The sequence below is a fragment of the Sphingosinicella microcystinivorans genome (assembly GCF_003634215.1).
Lineage (GTDB): Bacteria > Pseudomonadota > Alphaproteobacteria > Sphingomonadales > Sphingomonadaceae > Sphingosinicella > Sphingosinicella microcystinivorans.
In genome coordinates, this window is record NZ_RBWX01000007.1 from 1,661,050 (window position 1) to 1,684,607 (window position 23,558).

The 23,558-nt window shown below is 64.9% G+C and carries 23 protein-coding genes; 7 read left to right on the forward strand and 16 right to left on the reverse strand.

The window, feature by feature from the left end; all coding sequences use genetic code 11:
- Positions 1-51: 51 nt before the first annotated feature.
- From DFR51_RS07915 to mobA, 6 genes are read left to right on the forward strand one after another with little or no spacing between them, the layout of a single operon-like run.
- A complete protein-coding gene (locus DFR51_RS07915) occupies positions 52-1,641 on the forward strand; it encodes a carboxyl transferase domain-containing protein (RefSeq protein WP_121048931.1) in 1,590 nt (529 codons plus the stop codon).
- Between the two features lie 7 nt (positions 1,642-1,648).
- On the forward strand, positions 1,649-2,461 hold the full coding sequence (locus DFR51_RS07920; RefSeq protein ID WP_121048933.1) for an enoyl-CoA hydratase-related protein: 813 nt from the start codon (positions 1,649-1,651) through the stop codon (positions 2,459-2,461).
- A complete protein-coding gene (locus DFR51_RS07925; RefSeq protein ID WP_121048936.1) occupies positions 2,454-4,442 on the forward strand; it encodes an acetyl/propionyl/methylcrotonyl-CoA carboxylase subunit alpha in 1,989 nt (662 codons plus the stop codon). The genes DFR51_RS07920 and DFR51_RS07925 overlap by 8 nt, the downstream gene beginning before the upstream one ends.
- Positions 4,439-5,602, forward strand: coding sequence for an isovaleryl-CoA dehydrogenase (locus DFR51_RS07930; protein ID WP_121048939.1), 1,164 nt, complete (start codon positions 4,439-4,441; stop codon positions 5,600-5,602). The genes DFR51_RS07925 and DFR51_RS07930 overlap by 4 nt, the downstream gene beginning before the upstream one ends.
- A gap of 16 nt (positions 5,603-5,618) precedes the next feature.
- Positions 5,619-6,131, forward strand: a complete 513-nt coding sequence (locus DFR51_RS07935) for a RidA family protein (protein ID WP_121048942.1) — start codon at positions 5,619-5,621, stop codon at positions 6,129-6,131.
- On the forward strand, positions 6,131-6,631 hold the full coding sequence (gene mobA / locus DFR51_RS07940; RefSeq protein ID WP_121048945.1) for a molybdenum cofactor guanylyltransferase: 501 nt from the start codon (positions 6,131-6,133) through the stop codon (positions 6,629-6,631). The genes DFR51_RS07935 and mobA overlap by 1 nt, the downstream gene beginning before the upstream one ends.
- Here the strand turns inward: mobA and fabZ are convergent.
- The 11 genes from fabZ to rpsB form a co-directional block, all read right to left on the reverse strand.
- Positions 6,623-7,093 carry a 3-hydroxyacyl-ACP dehydratase FabZ gene (fabZ, locus tag DFR51_RS07945; RefSeq protein WP_276330560.1) on the reverse strand — a complete coding sequence of 157 codons (471 nt, stop codon included), beginning with the start codon at positions 7,091-7,093 and terminating at the stop codon, positions 6,623-6,625. The two genes, mobA and fabZ, sit on opposite strands and share 9 nt — an antisense overlap.
- A gap of 12 nt (positions 7,094-7,105) precedes the next feature.
- Entirely contained in the window at positions 7,106-7,675 is a 570-nt protein-coding gene (locus tag DFR51_RS07950) for an OmpH/Skp family outer membrane protein (protein ID WP_121048951.1), read from the reverse strand.
- The gene (bamA, locus tag DFR51_RS07955) at positions 7,675-10,242 is read right to left on the reverse strand and encodes an outer membrane protein assembly factor BamA (protein ID WP_121049965.1); all 2,568 of its coding nucleotides are present in this window, start codon (positions 10,240-10,242) and stop codon (positions 7,675-7,677) included. Before bamA ends, DFR51_RS07950 begins: the two co-directional genes overlap by 1 nt.
- Positions 10,243-10,297: 55 nt before the next feature.
- Entirely contained in the window at positions 10,298-11,434 is a 1,137-nt protein-coding gene (rseP, locus tag DFR51_RS07960) for an RIP metalloprotease RseP (RefSeq protein WP_338068299.1), read from the reverse strand.
- Complete coding sequence (locus tag DFR51_RS07965; RefSeq protein WP_121048954.1) at positions 11,434-12,597, reverse strand: 1-deoxy-D-xylulose-5-phosphate reductoisomerase; 1,164 nt, start codon at positions 12,595-12,597, stop codon at positions 11,434-11,436. The genes rseP and DFR51_RS07965 overlap by 1 nt, the downstream gene beginning before the upstream one ends.
- The gene (locus tag DFR51_RS07970; RefSeq protein ID WP_121049971.1) at positions 12,594-13,364 is read right to left on the reverse strand and encodes a phosphatidate cytidylyltransferase; all 771 of its coding nucleotides are present in this window, start codon (positions 13,362-13,364) and stop codon (positions 12,594-12,596) included. The genes DFR51_RS07965 and DFR51_RS07970 overlap by 4 nt, the downstream gene beginning before the upstream one ends.
- A gap of 7 nt (positions 13,365-13,371) precedes the next feature.
- The gene (uppS, locus tag DFR51_RS07975) at positions 13,372-14,040 is read right to left on the reverse strand and encodes a polyprenyl diphosphate synthase (RefSeq protein ID WP_121049974.1); all 669 of its coding nucleotides are present in this window, start codon (positions 14,038-14,040) and stop codon (positions 13,372-13,374) included.
- A gap of 89 nt (positions 14,041-14,129) precedes the next feature.
- Entirely contained in the window at positions 14,130-14,684 is a 555-nt protein-coding gene (gene frr / locus DFR51_RS07980) for a ribosome recycling factor (protein ID WP_121048957.1), read from the reverse strand.
- A gap of 18 nt (positions 14,685-14,702) precedes the next feature.
- A complete protein-coding gene (pyrH, locus tag DFR51_RS07985; protein WP_121048960.1) occupies positions 14,703-15,422 on the reverse strand; it encodes a UMP kinase in 720 nt (239 codons plus the stop codon).
- 90 nt (positions 15,423-15,512) lie between these two features.
- Positions 15,513-16,439, reverse strand: a complete 927-nt coding sequence (gene tsf / locus DFR51_RS07990) for a translation elongation factor Ts (protein WP_121048963.1) — start codon at positions 16,437-16,439, stop codon at positions 15,513-15,515.
- 103 nt (positions 16,440-16,542) lie between these two features.
- The gene (rpsB, locus tag DFR51_RS07995; protein ID WP_121048966.1) at positions 16,543-17,292 is read right to left on the reverse strand and encodes a 30S ribosomal protein S2; all 750 of its coding nucleotides are present in this window, start codon (positions 17,290-17,292) and stop codon (positions 16,543-16,545) included.
- Positions 17,293-17,495: 203 nt separating this feature from the next.
- On the opposite strand from rpsB, the gene DFR51_RS08000 reads away from it, so the two are divergent.
- Positions 17,496-17,708, forward strand: coding sequence for a hypothetical protein (locus DFR51_RS08000; protein ID WP_121048969.1), 213 nt, complete (start codon positions 17,496-17,498; stop codon positions 17,706-17,708).
- Here the strand turns inward: DFR51_RS08000 and DFR51_RS08005 are convergent.
- The 5 genes from DFR51_RS08005 to DFR51_RS08025 form a co-directional block, all read right to left on the reverse strand.
- Complete coding sequence (locus tag DFR51_RS08005; protein ID WP_243446549.1) at positions 17,702-18,217, reverse strand: CYTH domain-containing protein; 516 nt, start codon at positions 18,215-18,217, stop codon at positions 17,702-17,704. The genes DFR51_RS08000 and DFR51_RS08005 overlap by 7 nt on opposite strands.
- Positions 18,186-19,061, reverse strand: coding sequence for a CHAD domain-containing protein (locus tag DFR51_RS08010; protein ID WP_121048974.1), 876 nt, complete (start codon positions 19,059-19,061; stop codon positions 18,186-18,188). The genes DFR51_RS08005 and DFR51_RS08010 overlap by 32 nt, the downstream gene beginning before the upstream one ends.
- A gap of 287 nt (positions 19,062-19,348) precedes the next feature.
- Complete coding sequence (locus DFR51_RS08015; protein ID WP_121048977.1) at positions 19,349-20,197, reverse strand: 4-(cytidine 5'-diphospho)-2-C-methyl-D-erythritol kinase; 849 nt, start codon at positions 20,195-20,197, stop codon at positions 19,349-19,351.
- A complete protein-coding gene (locus DFR51_RS08020) occupies positions 20,194-21,867 on the reverse strand; it encodes a tetratricopeptide repeat protein (protein WP_121048980.1) in 1,674 nt (557 codons plus the stop codon). Before DFR51_RS08020 ends, DFR51_RS08015 begins: the two co-directional genes overlap by 4 nt.
- 10 nt (positions 21,868-21,877) lie before the next feature.
- Positions 21,878-23,530 carry an electron transfer flavoprotein-ubiquinone oxidoreductase gene (locus DFR51_RS08025; RefSeq protein WP_121048982.1) on the reverse strand — a complete coding sequence of 551 codons (1,653 nt, stop codon included), beginning with the start codon at positions 23,528-23,530 and terminating at the stop codon, positions 21,878-21,880.
- Positions 23,531-23,558 lie beyond the last annotated feature (28 nt).

The following is a 23,558-nucleotide window of genomic DNA, read 5'->3' on the forward strand; positions in this document are numbered from 1 at the left end:
CCTCTCGCGTGCTATTGCCCCTCTGAACGAAGCTGAGGGGATGATCGACCGATGGCCGCAGTCGGCACACAGGCGAATGCTATCGACCCGGAATTCAAGGCAAACGCGGAGGCCATGGAGGCGCTCGTCGCGGACCTGCGCGAACGATCCGCGCAAATCGCGCTCGGCGGCAATGCGGACTCGCGGGAACGCCACACGGCGCGCGGCAAGCTGCTGCCCCGTGAGCGGGTGGAGCGGCTGCTCGATCCCGGCACGGCCTTTCTCGAACTGTCGCTGTTCGCCGGCTACGACGTCTATGACGACGAGGTGCCCGCCGCAGGCGTAATCGCGGGCGTCGGCCAGATCGCGGGGCGAAGCTGCGTGATTGTGTGCAACGACGCCACGGTGAAGGGCGGCACTTACTACCCGCTGACTGTGAAGAAGCACCTGCGCGCCCAGGAAGTGGCGCGGCAGAACCGCCTGCCCTGCGTCTACCTCGTCGATTCCGGCGGCGCGAACCTCCCCAACCAGGACGAGGTGTTCCCCGACCGCGACCACTTCGGGCGCATCTTCTACAATCAGGCGACGATGTCCGCGGAGGGCATCGCGCAGATCGCGGTGGTGATGGGAAGCTGCACGGCAGGCGGCGCTTACGTGCCCGCCATGTCCGACGAGAGCATCATCGTGCGCAATCAGGGTACGATCTTCCTTGGCGGGCCGCCGCTGGTGAAGGCCGCGACCGGCGAGGAAGTGACGGCGGAGGACCTTGGCGGCGGAGACGTGCACGCACGCATCTCCGGCGTTGTCGATCATCTCGCGAACGATGACGCGCACGCGCTTTCGATCGCCCGGAACATCGTCGCCACCCTCCCCGCGCCGCGCGCGCCGGAGGTGGCGGTGCAGGCGCCGAAACCGCCGCGTCACGATCCATCCGAGATTTACGGCCTGATCCCCGCCGATACGCGGCACCCCGTGGACGTCCGTGAGATTATCGCGCGGATCGTCGACGACAGCGTCCTCGACGAGTTCAAGGCGCTGTACGGCGAGACGCTCGTCACCGGCTTCGCGCATATCGAGGGCTATCCCGTCGGCATCGTCGCCAACAACGGCATCCTCTTTTCGGAAAGCGCCCAGAAAGGCGCGCACTTCATCGAGCTGTGCTGCCAGCGCAAGGTGCCGCTCCTGTTCCTGCAGAACATCTCCGGCTTCATGGTCGGCAGGCGCTACGAGAACGAAGGCATCGCGCGGCACGGCGCCAAGATGGTAACGGCGGTCGCCTGCGCCGCGGTGCCGAAGTTCACCGTGGTGATCGGCGGCAGCTTCGGCGCGGGCAACTACGGCATGTGCGGCCGCGCTTATTCGCCCCGCTTCCTGTGGATGTGGCCGAACGCCCGCATTTCCGTGATGGGCGGCGAGCAGGCAGCATCGGTGCTCGCCACGGTGAAACGCGGCGGCTTCAAGACCAAGGCCGAGGAAGAGTCGTTCAAGGCGCCGATCCGCGAGCAGTACGAACGCCAGGGCCACCCCTATTACGCCAGCGCCCACCTGTGGGACGACGGCATCATCGATCCCGCCGACACACGCACGGTCGTCGCGCTCGGCCTCGCCGCGTCGCTGAACGCGCCGGTGCCCGAGACGCGCTTCGGCACGTTCCGGATGTGAGGCGGCGATGAACGACAACACCGTCTCCGACACGCTCTATTTCACGCTCGACGAGCACAATGTCGCGCGTGTCACGCTCAATCGCCCGGAACGGCACAACGCTTTCAACGCCGAACTCATCGCTGCGCTGAAGGACACGTTCGACGCCATCGGCAAGATGGACGGCGTGCGTGCCGTGGTGCTCTCAGGTGAAGGCAAGAGCTTCTCCGCAGGTGCAGACCTGGAATATATGCGCGCCGCCGGAAGCTGGAGCGAGGCGGAGAACATTGCTGACGGGCAGCGGCTTTCGGACATGCTCGCGAGTATCGCCGCCTGCCCCGTGCCGGTCATCGCCATCGCCAAGGGCAACATCTTCGGCGGCGGCGTCGGGCTCATTGCATGTGCGGACATGGTCGTCGGCATAGACGGCGTGAAGTTCCGCCTTTCCGAAGTGCGCCTTGGCCTCACGCCCGCGACGATCTCTCCGTTCGTGATCGCCGCGGTCGGCGCGCGTCAGGCGAAGCGCTGGTTCACCACCGCAGAGCTGTTCGGTCTTCCCGAAGCGCGCGAGATGGGGCTGGTGCACGTCGGTGTTGCCGATCTCCGCGATGCCGACGCGCAGGTGGATGCCTGGGTGGATTCCATCCTCGAAGCTGCGCCAGGCGCGGTGATCGATGCGAAGGCGCTCGTCACCGATTTCGGGGGGCGCGAGATCACGGACGAACTCCGCGCCGACAGCGCCCGCCGCATTGCCGCGCGGCGCGCGACCGAGGAAGCCGCCGAGGGCCTGACCGCCTTTCTTGAGAAACGCCGGCCATATTGGATGAAGACCGATGCGTAAGCTGCTGATTGCCAACCGGGGCGAGATCGCCCGCCGCATCATCCGCACCGCGCACCGGATGGGCATCGAAACCGTTGCCGTCTATTCGGAAGCGGATGCGGATGCGCCGCACGTTCACGAGGCGGGACAGGCCGTGCTGATCGGCCCGGCGCCGGCCTCGGAATCGTACCTGCTTGTCGACCGCATCCTCGATGCCGCAGCGCGCACGAATGCCGACGCGGTGCATCCCGGCTACGGCTTCCTCTCCGAGAACGCGAAGTTCGCGCTCGCGGTGCGCGATGCAGGGCTGACCTTCGTCGGTCCGCCGGTGAAAGCCATCGACGCGATGGGCCTGAAGGACACGGCAAAGAAGCTGATGAAGACGGCGGGCGTGCCCGTCACCCCCGGCTATCAGGGCGACGACCAGAGCCTTGCGCGGCTTGAAGCCGCTTCGAAGGCGGTCGGCTACCCACTGCTCATCAAGGCGGTCGCGGGCGGCGGCGGAAAGGGGATGCGGCGCGTCGACGATGCCTCCGAATTCGCCGATGCTTTGATTGCGGCGAAGCGCGAAGGCGAAAAGTCCTTCGGCAACGATGGCGTGATGATCGAAAAGCTGATCCTGCGCCCCCGCCACGTGGAAGTTCAGGTGTTCGCGGACCGGCATGGCAATGCCATCCACCTGTTCGAACGCGACTGCTCGCTGCAGCGCCGTCACCAGAAAGTGATCGAGGAGGCCCCTGCCCCCGGCCTTTCCGCCTCGCTTCGCAAGGCGCTCGGCGCCGCGGCGGTGAAGGCGGCGACCGCGATCGGCTATGAAGGCGCGGGCACGATCGAGTTCATTCTCGATTGCGACGACGTCGACACCACCGGCGATCCCAAATTCTACTTCATGGAGATGAACACCCGGCTGCAGGTCGAGCACCCGGTGACGGAGTTCATCACCGGCACCGATCTCGTCGAATGGCAGATCCGCGTCGCGCGCGGCGAGAAGCTGCCGATGACGCAGGATGAACTGCGGATCGAGGGGCACGCGGTCGAGGCCCGGCTCTATGCCGAAGATCCCGAGAGCGGCTTCCTGCCCTCCACCGGACGCCTGCGGCAGCTTGTATTCCCCGAAGGCCGCCCCGGCGTGCGCATCGACAGCGGCGTTGTCGAGGGCGGCGAGATCAGCATTCACTACGACCCGATGATCGCCAAGGTGATCGCGCATGGCGCCGACCGCCAGAGCGCGATCGACCGGCTGGTCGGTGCGCTCGACGCTACCATCGTGGAGGGCGTGCGGACGAACCGGGCGTTCCTTGCACGCCTTGTCGACCACCCGTCGTTCCGCGACGGCGACGTCGACACCGGCTTCATCGCGCGCCACGCCGAGAGCCTGAAACCGCCCACGGACATCCCGGATCGGGTACTCGCACTTGCAGCGCTCACGCGCGTCGGCAGCTACAATCCGCCAACGGCGCAAACGATGTTCGAGCGCGCGGGCGCATGGCGCATGAACCTGCCGAGCCGCCGCCATGTCGACCTGTTCCCCGAGGGGGGCGAGAAGCGTGCGCTGAGCCTGACGCCCGAAGGCGCGGCATACCGCATCGACGGCCTTGACGAGCCTGTCACCGGCGCGCTGCTGTGGACAGGGCCGCAGAGCGTGGAAGCCGACCTCGGCGGCGAACTTGTGCGCGCGACCATTGTGGAGCGCGACGGCAGCTTTGAACTCCGCATCGGAGGCCGCGTGTTCGTCATCGGCACGTCCGCGCCAGATGCCGAAGCGGCGGAAGGCGCCAGCGGACGCATCACCGCACCCATGCCGGGCCGCGTGCTCGCCGTGTTCGTGAAGCCCGGCGACAAGGTGGAGGCTGGCGCGCGGCTGCTCGTGCTGGAAGCGATGAAAATGGAAAACCGCATGACCGCGCCGGTTTCGGGCACGGTCGCGAAGGTGGGCGTGACGGAGGGCGATCAGGTCGCCGAAGGCACGCTGCTGGTTGAAATCGAAAGCGAGGACCAATGAGCCTGTCCCTTATGAACTTCGCCCACGGCGAAACCATCGACATGCTGCGCGAGAGCGTGCGCGCGTTTGCCGAGGACAAGATCGCGCCGCGCGCGGCCGCAATCGACGCCGAGAACAAGTTTCCGCGCGACCTCTGGCCCGAACTCGGCGCGCTTGGCCTGCACGGCATCACCGTGCCGGAGGAATACGGCGGCGCCGGACTTGGCTATCTCGCGCATGTCGTCGCCATGGAAGAGATCAGCCGGGCATCGGCTTCGGTCGGCCTCAGCTACGGCGCGCACTCGAACCTTTGCATCAACCAGCTCAATCGTTGGGGCACGCCGGAGCAGAAGGCGAAGTACCTGCCGAAGCTCATCTCCGGCGAGCATGTCGGCAGCCTTGCCATGTCCGAACCCGGGTCCGGTTCGGACGTCGTTTCGATGCGCCTGAAGGCCGAGCGCCGGAACGACTGCTATGTGCTGAACGGCAACAAGATGTGGATCACCAACGGGCCGGAAGCGGACACGCTGATCGTCTACGCCAAGACCGATCCCAACGCCGGGCCGCGCGGCATTACAGCCTTCCTTATCGAACGCGGCTTCAAGGGCTTCTCGACGGCGCAGAAGCTCGACAAGCTCGGCATGCGCGGCTCCGACACCTGCGAGCTGGTGTTCGAGGACTGCGAAGTCCCCTATGAAAACATCGTCGGCGAAGAGGGCAAGGGCGTGAACGTGCTCATGTCCGGCCTCGATTATGAGCGCGTCGTGCTTTCGGGCGGCCCGCTCGGCATCATGGCGGCGTGCATGGACGTCACCGTGCCTTATGTTCACGAGCGCAAGCAGTTCGGCCAGCCGATCGGCACCTTCCAGCTGATGCAGGGCAAGATCGCCGACATGTACGTGACGCTCTCGACCGCGCGGTCCTACGTTTACGCGGTAGCGCAGGCGTGCGACCGGGGCGAAACCACGCGCAAGGACGCTGCGGGCTGCATCCTCTATTCCGCCGAGAAGGCGACATGGATGGCGCTTGAGGCGATTCAGGCGCTTGGCGGCAACGGCTATATCAACGAATATCCGACCGGACGCCTGCTGCGCGACGCCAAGCTCTATGAGATCGGCGCGGGTACGAGCGAAATCCGCCGCTACCTCATCGGCCGCGAGCTGTTCGAGGAAACCGCCTGATCTGAAAGGACCGCCAATGCGCCGACTGCTGCCGTTTCTCCTGACGATGATTGCAGCACCGGTGCTAGCGGCGAGCCCCGAGGAACGGCTGGCCGCGGCGGGACATAGCCTGCCTGCTGCCCCGAAACCTGCGGCAACCTATGTGACATCGGTGGAGACTGGCAACCTGCTGTTCCTCTCCGGCCACATCGACTGCATCGGTGGGGGCAAGCGCGGCAAGGTGGGTGCCGACGTCACACTTGACGAGGGCAAAGCCGAAGCGCAGCGCGTCGGCCTCTGTATGCTCGCGACGATCAAGGACGCGCTCGGCGGCGACCTGTCGCGCGTGAAGCGCTTCGTGCGCATTCTCGGTATGGTCAACAGCGCGCCCGACTTCACGCAACAGCCGCAAGTCATCAACGGCTTTTCAGAACTGATGAAGACGGCATTCGGCGACGCGGGGCTCGCTGCGCGCTCCGCAGTGGGTGTCGCGTCGCTCCCCGCGGGCTACGCGGTCGAGATCGAGGCCACGATCGAACTCGCGCGGTGATGCGTATTCTGGGTGCCGTGCTTGCAGGCGGAGAAAGCCGTCGTTTCGGCAGCGACAAGGCGGAGGCATTTCTGGGCGGCAGGCGCCTGATCGACCACGCCGCCGCAAGCATTGCTCCGTTTTGCGAAACCGTGGTCATCGTGGGGCGCAAGAGCGGTGTACCCGATCGCCCCGCCCCCGGCCTCGGGCCGCTCGGCGGAATCTGCGGCGCGCTCACTTATGGGGCGGAAGCGGGATTTGAAGCCGTGCTGACGACCGCGTGCGATGTGCCGGACCTGCCCGAGACTTTACTGTCGGCGCTCGCAGCATCGCCGCCTGCCGTGGCGGCTAGCCTGCCGGTCGTCGGCGTGTGGCCCACATCGCTCGCGGGCCGGCTCGCGGACTATCTGGAAAGCGGATCGCCCCGCGCCATGCGGGCTTGGTGCGAAGCGGCAGGCGCAACGATGGTGGCGTGGCCGGAGCCGATCCGGAACATCAACCGGCCAGAAGACCTACGCTGAGGGCGGGTCCGCGATCATTGCGGTGAAGCTGCATTCCGCAGCGACCTTGCCGCCGACGATGCTGGCGACACCGTTGAACTTACAGACCCGCGAGCGGCGCTGCACGAACTCGACATCAAGGTTCAGCAGAACGCCCGGCTCGACCGGCTGGCGGAACTTGGCGTTCTCGATCGCCATGAAGAGCACAAGCTTGCCGAGCGCCTCGTCACCGAGCGACTTCATCGCCAGAACACCTGCAGTTTGCGCGAGTGCCTCGACGATCAGCACGCCGGGCATGATCGGGCGCTGTGGGAAGTGGCCCTGGAAGAACGGCTCGTTGATCGTCACCGCCTTGATGCCGCGCGCGCGCTCGTTCGGCACGAAATCGACCACACGGTCGACGAGCAGCATGGGATAGCGATGTGGGAGCAGTGCCATCACTGCCCCCACCTCGATCGCATCGAAGCTTTCGCCCCCTGACAAGACGCGCGCCGCTTACTTCTTGGGCGCAGCGGCCGGAGCGGCCGGCGGGTTCACGTTGACGCGCGGCAGCGCCGAGTTGAGGCGCGTCATCACCTCGTTCGTAACATCGAGCGACTGCGCGGTGGCGAGCGTCACATCACGGTCAAGCGCAAGGCTCGCGCCCTTTTCGCGCATCACGGCGGTGATGATCGGGTTCACGGCTTCCAGAATCTGCTGGCGCACATACTGCACGGAGCGGGCATAATCCTGCTCCTTGCCGCGCACTTCGTTCTCGGCGGTCACCTGGCGCTGCTGAAGCTCCTTGGCCTTCGCCTGGAACGCTTCCTTCGCCATGGAAGGCTGCGCCTTCTGCAGGTTTTCATACTCGCCGCGGAACTGGTCGCCCAGCGTCTTGGCGCGCGCCTGAACGCTTTCGAACTTCGCCTTCAGCTGCGGCTCGGCGCTCTTCGAAGCAGCAGACTCGGCGGCGATACGGCCCATGTCGACGACGACGATCGGCGGTGCTGCCTGCGCCAGAGCAACGGTCGGAAGCGCCGTGAACGCGAGAGCGCCGGCAATGGCGACGCGGGTAAGCATTTTCATCAGAATTGGGTCCCTACGTTGAATTGGAACAGTTTGGTGTCATCCCCCTCCTGCTTGACGAGCGCTTTCGCGATGTCAATGCGGAACGGGCCGAATGGAGAGTTCCAGTTGATGCCGAAGCCGACGGCGACACGCGGCTTCCATGTGTCACCAAAATAGAACTCCTTGAAGCCGGGAGTGAATTCCGGATCACCGCCAGAGGTTACACCGCCGGTGGGGATCTGCCGGATATCCTGCAAATCGGTAGCCGGATTGAAGTTGGTGTTCCACAGTGCACCCACGTCAACGAACACCGACGGTCGCAGGCCCATCTCGGCAGCACCTGCGCTCAGCGGAATCTGCACCTCGGCGCGAACCTGATAATAGGTCTCGCCGCCGATCGAGTCATCCTGCCTCTGCCTGCCGTCATCGCTCAGAGTGAAGAGGTCCGGATTGCTAGGATCGGAAGAGTTCGGAACATACTGCTTGCGGATCACGCGCGGGCCAATGCCGCGGATGTCGAAGCCGCGCATACGCGGTTCGCCGAGGAAAAAGCGGTCGGTGAGACGGATGTTGTCGCCGCCCCAGCCGAAGATGTAGCCCGCTTCGAGCCCGAGGTTCAGGATGAAGCCACTGCCGAACAGGCGCCAGTATTTGTCGGCGTTGAGGCGCGAGCGAACGTATTGCACGCTGCCGCCGACGCCTGCGATGTCCTGGCTGACCATGAAGCGATGGCCTGCACTCGGCCGGATCGCGTTGTTGCGCGTATCGTAAGCGATCGAGTAGCCAATCGAGGAGGTCGTGCGCTTGCCGACCGCGTCGCAGAGGAAGCGGCCAGCGCGCAGCGGGTCGCAGACACCGTTCGTGTAGAAGGTGCGCTCGTCGAGCGACACGTCGTCGTAGCTGAGGCCATAACGGAACGATGCCGACCAGAATTCGGTGATCGGGAAGCCCGTACGGATCTGGAAGCCGGTGGTCGACTGCTCGTACGTCGTATCGCGGTCGCCGTTTCCGAGGAAGCGGAAGCTATTGTAATCACGGCGGAAGATGTCGCCGCCAAGTGCGAGGTTGCGTCCGAACAAATATGGCTCCGTGAAGCCCAGTTCGACAGACTGCGAATATTTGGACCAGTTGACCGAAGCGCGCAGCTCCTGGCCCATGCCGCGGAAGTTGCGCTGCCGGATCGACAGGTTGACGAGGAAGTTCTCAAGGCTCGAGTAGCCCGCCGAGACCTGAAGCTCGCCGGTCGCCTGCTCCTGCAGATTGGTTTCAAGGATGACCTTGTCCGGCCCCGAGCCCTGCTTTTGCTGGATTTCGAGGTTTTCCTGGAAGTAGCCGAGGCTCTGGATGCGGTCGCGCGAGCGCTTGACGCGGAAGCTGTTGAACGCGTCGCCCTCCGCGAGGCGGAACTCGCGGCGGATCACGTGGTCCTTGGTGATCGTGTTGCCGTTGATTTCGACACGCTCGACGTAAACGCGCGGGGTTTCGTTGATGACGAACGTCACCCCCATCTCGCGCTTTTCCTTGTCGCGATTGAAGCGGGGGTTGATGTCGGCAAACGCGTAGCCGAGGAGGCCGACCGATTCCGACAGGCTCGTCACCGTGTCCTCGATCTGCTTGGCGTTGTACCAATCGCCCTGCTTCATCGGAAGCATGCGCTTGAAGTTATCTTCCTTGATGTCGCGAATCTGGCTTTCCAGATCGACTTCGCCGAACTTGTAGCGCTCGCCTTCCTCCACCACGTAGGTGATGATGAAGTCCTTGCGGTCCGGCGTCAGCTCGGCGACCGACGAAACCACGCGGAAGTCCGCATAGCCTTCGGTCAGATAAAACTGGCGCAGCTTTTGCTGGTCATAGGCCGAGCGATCGGGGTCGTAGGTGTCGTTCGAGGTGAAGAACTTGTACCACTTGGCTTCCTTGGTCGCCATTTCGCCGCGCAGGTCGCCGTCCGAGAATTTCGTGTTGCCGACGATGTTGATCCGGCGGACCTTGGACTTCGGCCCCTCGTCGATCTCGAAAACCACATCAACGCGGTTCTGGTCGAGCTGCACGATCTTCGGCTCGACAGCGGCCGCAAAGCGGCCTTGGCGCCGATAGAGTTCCAGGATGCGGGCCACATCCGCGCGCGCCTTGGAGCGCGTGAAGATCTGGCGCGGTGCGAGCTTGATCTCGTCCTTGAACTTCTCGTCCTTCACGCGCTTGTTGCCTTCAAGCACGATGCGGTTGACGACAGGGTTCTCGCGCACGTCGACCACCAGTTCGCCCTGTCGATCGCGGATCGTCACGTCGGCGAACAGTTCGGTCGCGTAGAGGTCCTTCAGCGCGCGGTCGAGTCGGTTGCGGTCGTAGCTGTCGCCCGCTGACAGGCCCACATACGAGCGAACGGTTTCCGGCTCCAGACGCTCTGCACCGCGGATCGTGATCGAACGCACGACACTCGCTTGCTCGGCAACAGCCGCAGGCGCTGGCGCCGCCGAAGGCGCGGCATCCGCAGGCTGCGTGTCCTGCGCCAGCGCGGGCTGCGACAGGCCGAGCGCGCTGCCGAGGAGCAGCGCGGAGACCCAGTTACGATGCATGGTGGCCGGCATCAGCGTCTGTTGGCCCACAGGTTCCCCACTCTCGTTCAAATCTTATGGCCGCATCTCAGCCGATTAGCCCGGCGACATGCTTGAACACGCCAAAAGATGCAAGGTCGTTCCAGGTTACGATCAGCATGAAGGAGATGAGAAGTGCAAAGCCGGTCATGAAAGCCCACTCCTGCACCCGTGGCGGAATCGGCTTCCGGCGCACGGCCTCCGCTGCGTAAATCGCAAGGTGCCCCCCATCCAGCATCGGGATGGGAAGCAGGTTGATGAAACCAAGGTTGATCGAGACCAGCGCCATGAGGTTCACGAAGGACTCGATGCCCATCGTGCCCGCCTGCCCCGAGACCTCTGCGATCTTTAGCGGCCCGCCCAGTTCCTTCATCGAACGCTGGCCGGTGACGATCTGGACAAGGCCTTTCACCATCATGCCCGTGGTGTCGAAAACCGCCTCGGTGCCGTACCATAGCGATTCCAAGGGACCGCGCTCGATGACGCCGCGTTCCTCGCCGATGAGGCCGATGCGTGGAATCTTGAAGGTCTTGCCGAAGCGGTCCTTCTCTTCGATGAGGTCGGGCGTCAGCACGACGTTGCGCACCGCGCCCGCGCGCTCGAAATCCACCGAAACCGGCGTGCCGGGATTGATCATCACGATGCCGATGATTTCCTCGAAGCGCTCGATCGTCTTGCCGTCCACCTTCAGGATGCGGTCGCCGGGGGCGAGTCCCGCCCTGTCCGCGGCCGATTCCGTCACAATGTTGGACACCACCGGCGAGGTGTAGCTCTGACCGTAGATGGCGATGAATGTCGCGAAAATGAGGATGGCGGCCGCGAAATTCACGAACGGCCCAGCCGCGACGATGATCGCGCGCTGCCACAGCGGCTTGAAGGCGAACAGAAACGGCTTTTCAGCTGGATTCACGCGCGCAGCCTCTTGCGGCATGCTCGCGGCGTTGGCGTCGCCGGTGAACTTCACATAGCCGCCGAGAGGCAGCCAGCCGACCTTCCAGCGCTCGCCGCGCCGGTTCGTCCAGCCGAAGATTTCGCGACCGAAGCCGATCGAGAAGCTGTCCACCGCCGTGTTGAACATGCGCCCGGCAAGGTAGTGGCCCATCTCGTGGATGAATACGAGCGGGCTGATCATGGCCACGAACATCAGGATCGTGAACAGAACACCCGGGGACGGCAGGATTTCCATCAGTGCGCGCGACCTCTTATGTGCATCTCGCCGACACGCCGCGCCTCGCTGTCGCAGGCCAGCACGTCATCGAGCGATTCGACGGTGTGACCGCCGACGGCTTCCATCGTTTGCTCCACAATCGCGGCAATATCGAGGAAGCCGATTCGACCCTCCAGAAATGCCGCGACTGCCACTTCATTGGCGGCGTTTAACACTGTGGGAGATGAACCGCCGCTGACAAGTGCCTCGCGGGCGAGGCGTAGGGCAGGAAAACGTGCAGGATCGGGCGCCTCGAAATCGAGCCGGGCGACCTGCGCCAGATCGAGCCGTGCGCACGGCGTTGCCATCCGGTCCGGCCAGGAAAGCGCATAGGCGATGGGAATCCGCATATCGGGCGACCCGAGCTGAGCGAGCATCGAGCCATCCACATACTCGACAAAGCTGTGAACCACCGATTGCGGGTGCACGATGACGTCCAGCTGCCTCTCCTCCACCGGGAACAGGTGATACGCTTCGATGAGCTCCAATCCCTTGTTCATCAGCGTGGCGGAATCGACGGAAATCTTCGCGCCCATCGACCAGACTGGGTGCGCGACGGCCTGGGACGGTGTCACCGCCGCCATTTCAGCCAGGCTGCGCGCACGGAATGGACCGCCGCTCGCCGTGAGAATGATCCGCGACACGCGTTCCGGGTTTTCGAAATCGAAGACCTGATGGATGGCATTGTGCTCGGAATCGACGGGCAGCAGATGCGCTCCGCTGCGCTTCGCCCGCGCGTTCACGAGTTCGCCGGCACAGACCAGTGTTTCCTTGTTGGCAAACGCCACACGTGCGCCCCGCTCCACGGCGCGTAGCGTGGACGGCAGGCCCGCCGCGCCCACGATTGCCGCCATCACGATGTCGCTCGGCACGTCGGCGGCATCGCTCAGCGCCTGAACGCCTGCCGCCGCTTCCACGCCCGTTCCTGCGAGCGCGTCCTTCAGATCGCTGTACGCGCTATCGTCCGCGACAACAGCCATGCGGGCCCCCAGGCGACGCGCCTGCGCCGCAAGGCCGCGAACGTCGCGGTTCGCGGTCAGCACATCGACGGACCAGCGCTCGGGCTCGCGCGACACGAGGTCGATCGTCGAGCTACCGACCGAGCCGGTGGCACCGAAAATGCTGATCGTACGGGCTGTCATCCGGTAAGACCGATCGCGACGGCGACCAATACGCTCACCGGCACAACGCCATCCAGCCTGTCCATCATGCCGCCGTGCCCAGGCAGAATACTGCCGGAATCCTTCACGCCGGCGCGGCGCTTGAGGTGGCTTTCAAAGAAGTCGCCCACCTGCGCGGCAACCGCCAGCACGGCACCGAGCGCCGCCGCGAAGGCAGGCTCAAGGCCGAGCCCGAACTGACGGGAAAGCAGCCATGCCGTCAGCGCCGCCGCAATCATGGCGCCGCCAAGACCTGCCCACGTCTTCGAAGGGCTGATGCGCGGCGCGATCTTGGGGCCGCCGATCGTGCGACCTGAGAAAAACGCGGCGATGTCAGTCGCCCAGACGATCGCCAGCGTCCAGATCACGAGTTGGGCGCCGAGCGACTCGGCGCGCAGCCAAACGAGGGCGATCCCGGGAAATGCCGAGTAGATCAGGCCCCAGGCGGCGATACGGGCAAGGAAGAAAAGGCCCGCCGCGGTTACACCGACCAGAACCAGCGCGTAGCCGAGATAGCCGAGGTGCGTGAACAGAACGGCCCCGGCTAGCGCAAACATGCCCGCCAGCCTCACAGTGCGGCCAACGTGATGCATCGTGCACCATTCGCCGTAGATGAGCAGGATGACGACCGCAGCGAGCACCGCAAAAGCGATGCCGCCGAGCCATACGGCGCCGAGCGCGAGCGCGATCAGTGCGATACCGACAAGGATGCGCGGCAGGAGGTCGCCGTAGCGCGACCCCGGCTTCATGGCCGGCTCAGAGCCCGCCATAACGCCGTTCGCGCACGCCGAACGCCTCGACAGCGCGGCGCAGCGACTCGCCGTCGAAGTCCGGCCAGTATTGCTCGGTGAACACCAGCTCCGCGTAAGCGGCCTGCCACATCAGGAAGTTCGAGAGGCGCTGTTCGCCAGACGTGCGGATCACGAGGTCGAGCTGCGGGAGCTCTGCAGTGTCGAGCCGCGCGGTGATGTCTGCGGAGGTCACGGCGTCCGGCGCCATGCGCCCGGCGGCGACGTCCCGCGCGATGCCCCGCACGGCGCGCGTGATTTCGTCCTGCGAGCCGTAGTTGAGCGCGATGACAAGCCGGAGACGCTCGTTTCCCGCCGTGCGCTTCTTTGCACCTTCAAGCAGCGCGAGAATATCCGGCGACAAACGACTGTAATCACCAATGAAGCTGAGGCGAACGCCGTTCCGGTCCAGCTCTGCGATCTCACTCAGCAGATACTGCTTGAGGAGACCCATCAGGTAGCCGACCTCGTCCTCGGGGCGCTTCCAGTTCTCGGAGGAGAACGCGTAAAGCGTCAGCACCTCAATGCCCAGATCGGGCGCTGCCTCAACGACCTTGCGGACCGACTCGACGCCGGACTTGTGCCCGGCGATGCGCGGCAGGCGGCGCGCCTTTGCCCAGCGGCCATTGCCGTCCATGATGATGCCGACATGGCGCGGCCCGGCGGGCTCCTGCCCGCTGGCGGCCCGTCTCTCCGGGTGCGCGGCTGGCGGAACGGCAGGCGACGTCACTGGCCGAGGATTTCCTTTTCCTTGGCGGCGCAGATGCTGTCCACATCGCCGATCGCCTTGTCGGTCAGTTTCTGGACTTCGGTTTCGAGGCGCTTTTCCTCGTCCTTGCCGATCTCGCCCTTCTTTTCAGAGGCCTTCAGCGCATCCATGCCGTCGCGGCGGACGTTGCGCACGGCAATCTTCGCCTTCTCGCCATACTGCGAGGCGAGCTTGGCGAGTTCCTTGCGGCGTTCCTCGGTAAGGTCGGGGATCGGCAGACGCAGCGTCTGTCCGTCGACGATGGGATTGAGGCCGAGGCCGGCAGCGCGGATCGCCTTTTCGACCGGCTGCACATTGCTGCGGTCCCACACCTGAACGGAAAGCATACGCGGCTCCGGTGCCGTCACAGTTGCCACCTGGTTCAGCGGCATGTGCGCGCCGTAAACCTCGACATTGACCGGATCGAGCAGCGACGTGGAGGCGCGGCCAGTACGCAGGCCGCCGAGATCGCTCTTGAGCGCGTCAAGCGCACCGGCCATGCGGCGTTCGATATCAGCCTTGTTGTAGCTCATGCTCTGTCCCCCTGGGGTCTATTGGTTGCGCACGATCGTGGAGACGCCTTCGCCCGCAAGAACCCGCGCAAGGTTGCCGTGTTCCCGGATATTGAAGACGACGATCGGAATGGCGTTCTCGCGGCAGATCGCGACGGCGGAAGCGTCCATCACCTTGAGATTATCAGCGAGCACCTTGTCGTAGCCGAGAGACTCGTAGCGCGTCGCGCTTTTGTCCTTCTTCGGATCGGCGTTGTAGACGCCGTCGACGCTGGTGCCCTTGAACAGCGCGTCGCACTGCATTTCCGCAGCGCGAAGCGCAGCGGCGGTGTCTGTCGTGAAATAGGGATTGCCGGTGCCCGCCGCGAAGATGACGATCCGGCCCTTTTCCATGTGCCGTACGGCACGGCGGCGGATGTAGGGCTCGCAGACGCTGGACATCGGGATTGCGGACTGGACGCGCGTATCGACGCCCATACGTTCCAGGCTGTTCTGCACGGCGAGCGCGTTCATCACGGTCGCGAGCATCCCCATGTAGTCGGCGCTCGCACGGTCGAAACCCTGCTCTGCCGCCGCGAGGCCCCGGAAGATGTTGCCGCCGCCAACGACGAGGCAAAGCTCGAAGCCTGCCTCCTTGGCGATCCGGACTTCATCGGCGACGCGGTTGACCGTGGCGGTGTCGATGCCGAACGACTGGTCGCCCATCAGCGCCTCGCCCGACAGTTTCAGAAGAATGCGCTTGAACGGCTTCGATGACATACGTTTTGTCGCGCCTCCCAATACGCGGGGCGCACCTTAGTTGGCCGGCGGGGGGCGGACAAGCGCCGCCACCCCGCTTTCGGCTGAATTTTAACGACCGACGGCGGCGGCGACTTCAGCCGCGAAATCGGTCTCTTCCTTCTCGATGCCCTCGCCGAGCTGAAAGCGCACGAACTCGGCGATCTTCACCGGCGTGCCGAGGTCTTTCGCGGCCTTGGCGACCACGTCCGAGACCTTGCTCTTGCCGTCGATAACGAAGATCTGGCCGAGCAGCGTCGATTCGCCGAGGAACTTGCGAACGCCGCCTTCGACCATCTTCTCGACGATGTCGGCCGGCTTGCCCGACTGCGCGGCCTTTTCGCGCGCGATCGAGCGTTCGCGCTCGACAACCACCGGGTCAACACCCGTCTCGTCGAGCGCCAGCGGGTTCGCGGCGGCGATGTGCATCGCGATCTGCTTGCCGAGCGCTTCGAGCTGGGCGGCATCGCCCGTCGATTCGATCGCCACGAGCACGCCGATCTTGCCGAGGCCCGGCGCAGCAGCGTTGTGCACGTAGGACGACACGACACCCGCGGGCACCGAGACCTGCGCGATGCGGCGCAGCGACTGGTTCTCGCCGATCTTTGCGATGTTGTCGGTCAGCGCTTCCGAAACCGGCTTGCCGGCGGCGGTGTTCTGCGCGCCGAGCGCCGCGACGTCCGTCGTACCGCTCGCGAGTGCAAGGTCGGTCACTTCGCGCACGAAGCCCTGGAAGATCTCGTTCTTGGCGACGAAATCGGTTTCGGAGTTCACCTCGACCGCCGTGCCCTTCGTGCCGCTGGTGGCGACGCCGACGAGGCCCTCGGCGGCCGTGCGGCCCGCCTTCTTGGCGGCCGTGGCGAGGCCCTTGGCGCGCAGCCAGTCGACCGCGGCCTCGAAGTCGCCGCCCGTCTCGGTGAGCGCCTTCTTGCTGTCCATCATGCCGGCGCCGGTGCGCTCGCGCAGATCCTTCACAAGCTGTGCCGTGATCTCGGCCATGTGCTTAATCCCTTCTGTCTTTGAATGAGGCGGGGCGGCTGCCCGTTACGGCGCCGCCCCTTCCGTTTTGTGACACACCGCTCGAAAAGCGGCGCGTGGGGCGTCAGGCGGCGACTTCGGCCTGCGGCTCAGCCGCTGCACCGAGGTCCGCACCCAGATCGCGCTGGCGATTCTGGTTGCCGCCGAGAACCGCGTCCGCGATCGCATCGCAGTAGAGGCGGATCGCGCGCGAGGCGTCATCGTTGCCCGGGATCGGGAAAGCGATTCCGCTCGGATCGCTGTTCGTGTCGAGGATCGCGATCACCGGAATGCCGAGCACGTTGGCTTCCTTCACGGCGAGGTCTTCCTTGTTCGTGTCGATCACGAACATGACATCGGGCAGGCCGCCCATGTCGCGGATACCGCCGAGCGAGGCTTCGAACTTGTCGCGCTCGCGCGTCATCTTCAGCACTTCCTTCTTGGTGAGGCCGTGCGTGTCGCCGGCAAGCTGCTCTTCGAGCTGCTTGAACTTGCGGATCGACTGCGAAATCGTCTTCCAGTTGGTGAGCATACCGCCCAGCCAGCGGTGGTTCACGAAATGCTGCCGCGAACGGCGCGCGGCCTCCGCGATCGGCTCCTGCGCCTGGCGCTTGGTGCCGACGAACAGCACCTTGCCGCCGGCGGCAACCGTGGCGCGAACGAATTCAAGCGCGCGCGCGAACTGCGGGACGGACTGCGAAAGATCGATGATGTGCACGCCATTGCGATCACCGAAGATGTAAGGCTTCATCTTCGGGTTCCAACGGTGCGTCTGGTGACCAAAGTGGGCGCCGGCTTCCAAAAGCTGCGCCATCGTGACGACGGGTGCCGCCATAATCGTTTCTCCTTCCGGTTTTACCTCGATGCAGGAGGAAGGCAGCGGACCGCCCACCGGATATGTTCCCGCATCTGTGGAATGCGGCGGCCTTTAGCTCCGCGCGTCGGCAAATGCAAGGGGCCTGCGTCGTCCGGCGATTGTTCGGGGGACGAAAGCCCTGTATTGCGTATCAGGCGCAAAGATCGTCTTGGGAGGACGACATGCTCAAGTCCGCGCTTATTCTCGGCATGGCTGCAACAGCAGCGGGATCGGCGGCGTCCGATACGGGAAAGACTGGCCCGAACGGCGCATTCGTGCTGTTCAGCGGCGGCGTCCCCACGCTCCAGATCAATACAGGCGCGCGCGCCTGCCCCTTCGAGGCGCCGAAAGCCTCTTCCGCCCGGCGCAGCAAACCGGTGTTCGCGCTTTACTGATCGCTCGGAAGCCCCTGCACGGCGAGCGCCGCATTGTAGTAGCGCGGATCGGCAGTCACTTCACGGCCCAGCCACGCCGGACGCGTCACGGCCTCATCCTCACGTTCCAACTCGCACTCCGCGATCACCAGCCCTGAAAATTCACCTTCGAAAACATCGACTTCCCACAGCCTTCCCTCTTCGATGACGTCATATCGCCGCTTGGCGAGAAGGCGCCCACTGCGCATGCCGATCAGGGCGCGCGCATCTTCGAGCGGAACGTCATATTCGAACTCGTCGCGGGATAGGCCCGAGACCCGCCCCTTGACGGTGAGCCTGCCGCCCGCATCATCAACGATCCGAACGCGAACGGAGGCCTGCTCGCCGCGCGCGATATAGGCCTGCGCAATCGCCCTGCTGCGCACCACGTTCGTGCGCCAGCCGTCCCCGGTGACCAGGAACTTGCGTTCGATCTCGCGCGCCATCAGATCCCGTCCATCACGTAGCGTCGCGCCAACCGGCCCACGCACGCTCCCAGCGGCGAACGCGGCGCTTGCATGGCTCCTCGAAGAGGATGGCGCCAAGCTTCAACGCCTCTTTTTCAAGCGCGTGCCGCCGTTCGATCGCCACTTTCTCCAAGCGTCGCAGCGGCTTTTCCCGGCGATCATGCAGCCGCGCCTCCAGCGCGCAAAGGTCGTGCTGTTCGCCAAGAAGAGTGCCAAGCCGCCCCAGCATCTCACCGCGCGCGGTGAGAGCAGGATCGATATCGTGAAGCAGGCGCACCTGAAATCCATGGTCCTTGATGTGCTTGCGCCACTCGTGGAACGCCTCGAAATCGTCGCCCGCCGCTCCGCCTGCCTCGCCCATCAGCTTCACCGCCTTGCGGCACGTACGCCGCAGCCCCTTGCGAAGCGCACCAAACCCATCGCGTTCGAGCCGCCAGCCTTCGGCCGCGGCCCGCAACGCGAGAAGCCGCGCGCGCGCGTCCTCAAGCACAGCGCCGCGCACGCGCAAAGCTGCTGCTGCTTCGTCCGCCTCCAGCTCGGTGCGGAAGGCAGCGAGTGTCTTGCCGCCGCTTTCGCCCGCGACACTGTCGAACGTCGCGAGCATCACCTGCGCCTCACGCACATCGGCGAGCCTGACGGCGAGCGTGCGCAGGGCTACGTTCGCTTCGGAATAGCCGGGGAAGACCGCACGCAGCAGCCGCAACAGCGCGCGTATACGCTTGGTTGCCGTGCGGACGCCGTGGACGCTGCGCTCAAGATTGGCGTCCGCCCCCTCCAGCGAGGCAAGCGCGCCGTCAAGCTGCTCGGCAGCGATCCGCCGCAGCGCGGATTCGATGCCGGCATCGCCCCGCGCGAAACGATAGGCCATAGATCGATGTCGCTCCGCCTTTGTTTCAGCACGTCGCTATAGGCGCTTGGCGCACAAAAAAAAACGGCGGACGCAAACTCAATGCGTTCCGCCGTCAGTTTCTCGGTGTGGGTCAGCTCAGGCAATCGACCCAGACCGAAAGCTGCGGGGCCTATCCATACAGACATCCTCGCGCTGCCAGCGTTGCTTCAGCAAGGGCAGTGCCAGAACATCAATTATATGAAATCAATGACTTGCGAATGACGTCACTTTGACGATTCTGTGCCGCCCGCCCCGTTTCGGGACAGTCAACGCAATCTGCCCGCCGCCGCCCACCAGCCTGGGTGTTCGGCCGCAATGGCAGCCCGGGCCGCTTCGGCATCAGCCTCCGCCTCGAACAGCGCAAAGCAGGTCGCGCCAGAGCCAGACATGCGTGTAAATGCCACGCCGGGCCGATCCTCCAGCGCAGCGATCACCGTGCCGATCACCGGGCAGAGCGAAATCGCGGGGCGCTCCAGATCGTTTCGCCCGTCCCGGGCGGCAGCAAGGGGGAGACCGCCCGCGAGCGCACCCCGATCGGCGCCGTCCCATGCCGCGAACACCGGACCGGTTCCAAGCGGCGTCCCGGGGTTCACGAGCAGAACGGCTTTGCCGCGCACATCATCGTCAGCAAGAACGCGAAGTTGCTCCCCTACCCCGTCGCCGCGCTGTGTGCGGCTGCCGACGCAAGCGGGTATGTCCGCGCCGAGCGCCGTGCCGATCGCGCATAGCGCCTTTTCGTCGGCATCGATTCCCCAATGGCGGTTGAGGAGGCGCAGCGCCGCTGCCGCGTCCGCGGAGCCGCCGCCGATACCGGACGCAACCGGCAGGCGCTTGTCGAGCATAAGGGCTGCGCCCGTCTCTATGCCGTACGCACCGGCAAGCGCGCGCGCTGCGCGCAGGACAAGGTTGCTCTCGTCGGCAGGCAAGCCTTCGCCGAACGGGCCGCCAATGGTCAGCGTGACGTCATCTGCCGCACGCACGGAGAGAATGTCGCCGAAATCCGCGAAGGCGAAGATAGTCTCGATGTCGTGGTAACCGTCCGCGCGGCGGCGGCGCACGTGGAGCGCGAGGTTGATCTTCGCCCAGCCGGTCTCGGCGGCCGTCTCGCCGGTCACTTCTTCGCCGTGTCCCTCAGCGCGAGATCAAGACCATAGTCGTACTTGGCTTCGAGCGGCCCTTTGCGCTCGGGCGTGGGCCCGGCATCGAGCGCAGCCTTCCAGCGGTGGCGCGCCTCGATACGGCGACCGATCATCCAGTAGGCATCGCCGAGGTGCTCGGTGATGACGGGATCGTCGGCGACGGCCGCCACCGCCTGCTCGAGCGTTGCGGCGGCTGCCGCATATTCGCCCGCCTGATACTGCGCCCAGCCGAGTGAGTCGGTGATGTAGCCGTCCTCCGGCGCGAGCGCGTGCGCCTTCTCGATCAGCATGCGCGCCTCCGGCTTCGAAAGCCCGCGATCGAGGAGCGCGTAGCCGAGATAATTGAGCAGCGTCGCGTCGGCAGGCTGGAGCCGGATCGCCTCGCGCAGCGAAGCCTCCGCCTCGGGCCACTTGCCGCCCTGTTCGAGCGCCGAGCCTTTCAGGAAATGCAGTCGCCACACGATCGATTGGTCCGCGGGCCCGAGCGCGAGCGCTTTGTCGTAGGCCGCAGCGGCATCAAGGAAGCGCTTCGCCGATTGCAGCGCATCGCCGTAGCGTGCGTGATCCTCGGCACGTGCGCCCGGCGCATTCGCAGCGGTTTCCAGCAGTTGCATCGCTTCCGGCTCTCGGTCGAGGCGCGCGAGGATCGCGGCCTCCTGCCCCAGCGCCATCGCCTTCTCGTCATCGCTGCCGCGCACCTTGCGAACAGCATCGAGCGCCGCCTCGTAACGTTCTGAAGACGCGAGAAGTTCGGTCGTCAGCAGCCAGCCCGACGCCTGATCGGGCGCCAGCATCGTCGCGATCCGCGCCAGTGTAAGCGCGACGGGGATCGGCCGCTCACGCGACAGGTCGGCCGCCATGCGCAGCGCAAGAAGCGCAACGCCTTCGCTGGCATTCGCCGGGATGCCGACGATCGGCGTTCCCGCGGCAAGCGCGGCCTTCGCCGCCTCGACATCCGTATGGCCGGCAGATTCGGAAAGCCGCTTCAGCGCCTCTTCGGGCTGCTTTTCGGCTTGCAGCGCGCGCGCCGCCGCGATCCGCATCCGGATGTTACGCCCGCCGTCGTCCTTGGTGAGCTCATCATAGATTTCAGCAGCTTCCGCGTAGCGCTTTGCACGGAACAGCAGGTGCGCGCGGTGCTCCAGCACATAGGCCCGCGCGAAACCATCGAGCTTTTCCGCATCGAGCTTGCGGACGCCTTCGGCAGTCTTGCCGCGCGCCTCCAAGATCCATGCATCGATGATCGGCACGATGAAGCTGCCGAAGCCGGCATCGGTGAGCCGTGCCGTCGCCTCGCGCGCCTCGCTCCACTTGCGTGTCTTGATCGCGTTTGCAACGAGCAGCAGCGTCACGCCGCTGTCGAAGCGATCCTGCCGCGCCAACCGCTCACCCACACCAACCGCAAGCGCCTCGTCGCCTGCCGCGATAGCGAGGTCGAAGGTCTGCCGCAGCAGTTGCGGATCGTCGGGCGCATAGGTGAGCGCGCCCGCGAAATAATCGGCTGCGCGCCCAAGCTCACCGTTCGCTAGCGCAAGGTGGCCCTGCACGTAGCTGCCGTAGTCCGCCTCTTTCAACGGCATCACGGTCGCCTGCGCCGTCGGCGCCGCAAGCGCGGATGCGAGGAGGAAAGCTACGGCTGCACGCATGGAAACCTCGCTACATATTGGGATAATTGGGCCCACCACCGCCTTCTGGCGTCACCCAGTTGATGTTCTGCGTCGGATCCTTGATGTCACATGTCTTGCAGTGGACGCAGTTCTGCGCGTTGATCTGGAAACGCGGATTGCCCTCTTCCTCCCCCACGACCTCGTAAACGCCCGCCGGGCAGTAACGCTGCGCAGGCTCGTCGTAGAGCGGCAGGTTGTACGCGATCGGGATCGACGGGTCTTTCAACTGCAGGTGGACCGGTTGGTCCTCCTCGTGGTTGGTGTTCGACAGGAACACCGACGAGAGGCGATCGAAGGTCAGCACGCCGTCCGGCTTCGGATAATCCGGCTTCTTGCAGTGCTCCTTGCGCCAGAGCTGCTCGTTATCCGGGTGGTGCTTCATCGTGAACGGCATACGGATGCCGAAATGTTCGAGCCACATGGTCGCGCCGGCAAGCGCGGTTCCAACAAGGTTGCCGAATTTCTCGACAAGCGGCAGCGTGTTGCGGACGGTGAAGAGTTCTTTCTTCACCCAGCTCTCGTCGTAGGCAGCGGCATAAGCGGAAAGCTCATCGTTCGCGCGGCCAGCGGTCACGGCATCGAAGGCGGCGTCCGCCGCCATGATCCCGGTCTTGATCGCGGTGTGCGAGCCTTTGATGCGCGGCACGTTGACGAAGCCCGCCGCGCAGCCGACGAGCGCGCCGCCTCGAAATACCAGCTTCGGCACGGCCTGGTAGCCGCCATCGTTGATCGCCCGCGCGCCATAGGACACGCGGCGAGCGCCCTTGAGCATCTTCGCGATCGCCGGATGCGTCTTCCAGCGCTGCATCTCCTCGAACGGCGAGAGGTGCGGGTTGCGGTAGTTGAGCCAGGTGACGAAGCCGAGCGCGATCTGGTTGTTCGCCTGATGGTAGATGAAACCGCCGCCATTCGCATCGTCGAGCGGCCAGCCCTGTGTGTGGATGACGCAGCCCTCGTCATGATTTTCGGGCTTCACATCCCACAGTTCTTTGATCCCGATTCCATAGACTTGTGCCTGACTGTTCACATCCAGGGCGAAGCGTTTCTTCAGCTGCTTGCTGAGATGACCACGCACGCCCTCGGCAAACATCGTATACTTGGCATGGAGCTCCAGCCCCGGCTGGTACGAAGGCTTGTGGCTGCCATCGCGCGCAACACCGAAGTCGCCGGTCGCGACACCCCTCACCGCGCCGTTTTCATCAAACAGCACTTCAGCCGCCGGAAAGCCGGGGAAAATCTCGACGCCAAGCGCCTCAGCCTGCGACCCCAGCCAGCGGCAGAGATTGCCGAGGCTGCCCGTGTAGCAGTCGTCATTGTCCATGAACGGCGGCAGCAGGATATGCGGGAAATCGAACTTGCGATTCTTCGTCAGGATCCAGTGGTGGTTCGACGACACCTCGACGGTGAGCGGATGCCCATCCATCTCGCGCCAGTTCGGCAGCAGCTCATCAAGCCCGCGCGGGTCGATGACAGCACCCGAAAGGATATGCGCGCCGATCTCCGATCCCTTTTCGAGCAGGCAGACCGAAATCTCCTTGCCCTCGGCCGCCGCGCGCTGCTTCAGCCGGATCGCCGACGCGAGGCCTGCCGGTCCGCCGCCGACAATGACGACGTCATAGGCCATCGATTCGCGTTCGCTCATGGGTTCCTTCCCTTTCCCCCGTTTGCAA

Excerpts from the sequence above, each read along its gene's own strand:
- DFR51_RS07915 (WP_121048931.1), top strand. The coding sequence starts at position 52 with ATGGCCGCAGTCGGCACACAGGCGAATGCTATCGACCCGGAATTCAAG.
- DFR51_RS07920 (WP_121048933.1), top strand. The coding sequence starts at position 1,649 with ATGAACGACAACACCGTCTCCGACACGCTCTATTTCACGCTCGACGAG.
- DFR51_RS07925 (WP_121048936.1), top strand. The coding sequence starts at position 2,454 with ATGCGTAAGCTGCTGATTGCCAACCGGGGCGAGATCGCCCGCCGCATC.
- DFR51_RS07930 (WP_121048939.1), top strand. The coding sequence starts at position 4,439 with ATGAGCCTGTCCCTTATGAACTTCGCCCACGGCGAAACCATCGACATG.
- DFR51_RS07935 (WP_121048942.1), top strand. The coding sequence starts at position 5,619 with ATGCGCCGACTGCTGCCGTTTCTCCTGACGATGATTGCAGCACCGGTG.
- mobA (WP_121048945.1), top strand. The coding sequence starts at position 6,131 with ATGCGTATTCTGGGTGCCGTGCTTGCAGGCGGAGAAAGCCGTCGTTTC.
- DFR51_RS07950 (WP_121048951.1), bottom strand. The coding sequence starts at position 7,675 with ATGAAAATGCTTACCCGCGTCGCCATTGCCGGCGCTCTCGCGTTCACG.
- bamA (WP_121049965.1), bottom strand. The coding sequence starts at position 10,242 with ATGCCGGCCACCATGCATCGTAACTGGGTCTCCGCGCTGCTCCTCGGC.
- rseP (WP_338068299.1), bottom strand. The coding sequence starts at position 11,434 with ATGGAAATCCTGCCGTCCCCGGGTGTTCTGTTCACGATCCTGATGTTC.
- DFR51_RS07965 (WP_121048954.1), bottom strand. The coding sequence starts at position 12,597 with ATGACAGCCCGTACGATCAGCATTTTCGGTGCCACCGGCTCGGTCGGT.
- DFR51_RS07970 (WP_121049971.1), bottom strand. The coding sequence starts at position 13,364 with ATGAAGCCGGGGTCGCGCTACGGCGACCTCCTGCCGCGCATCCTTGTC.
- uppS (WP_121049974.1), bottom strand. The coding sequence starts at position 14,040 with ATGGACGGCAATGGCCGCTGGGCAAAGGCGCGCCGCCTGCCGCGCATC.
- frr (WP_121048957.1), bottom strand. The coding sequence starts at position 14,684 with ATGAGCTACAACAAGGCTGATATCGAACGCCGCATGGCCGGTGCGCTT.
- pyrH (WP_121048960.1), bottom strand. The coding sequence starts at position 15,422 with ATGTCATCGAAGCCGTTCAAGCGCATTCTTCTGAAACTGTCGGGCGAG.
- tsf (WP_121048963.1), bottom strand. The coding sequence starts at position 16,439 with ATGGCCGAGATCACGGCACAGCTTGTGAAGGATCTGCGCGAGCGCACC.
- rpsB (WP_121048966.1), bottom strand. The coding sequence starts at position 17,292 with ATGGCGGCACCCGTCGTCACGATGGCGCAGCTTTTGGAAGCCGGCGCC.
- DFR51_RS08000 (WP_121048969.1), top strand. The coding sequence starts at position 17,496 with ATGCTCAAGTCCGCGCTTATTCTCGGCATGGCTGCAACAGCAGCGGGA.
- DFR51_RS08010 (WP_121048974.1), bottom strand. The coding sequence starts at position 19,061 with ATGGCCTATCGTTTCGCGCGGGGCGATGCCGGCATCGAATCCGCGCTG.
- DFR51_RS08020 (WP_121048980.1), bottom strand. The coding sequence starts at position 21,867 with ATGCGTGCAGCCGTAGCTTTCCTCCTCGCATCCGCGCTTGCGGCGCCG.
- DFR51_RS08025 (WP_121048982.1), bottom strand. The coding sequence starts at position 23,530 with ATGAGCGAACGCGAATCGATGGCCTATGACGTCGTCATTGTCGGCGGC.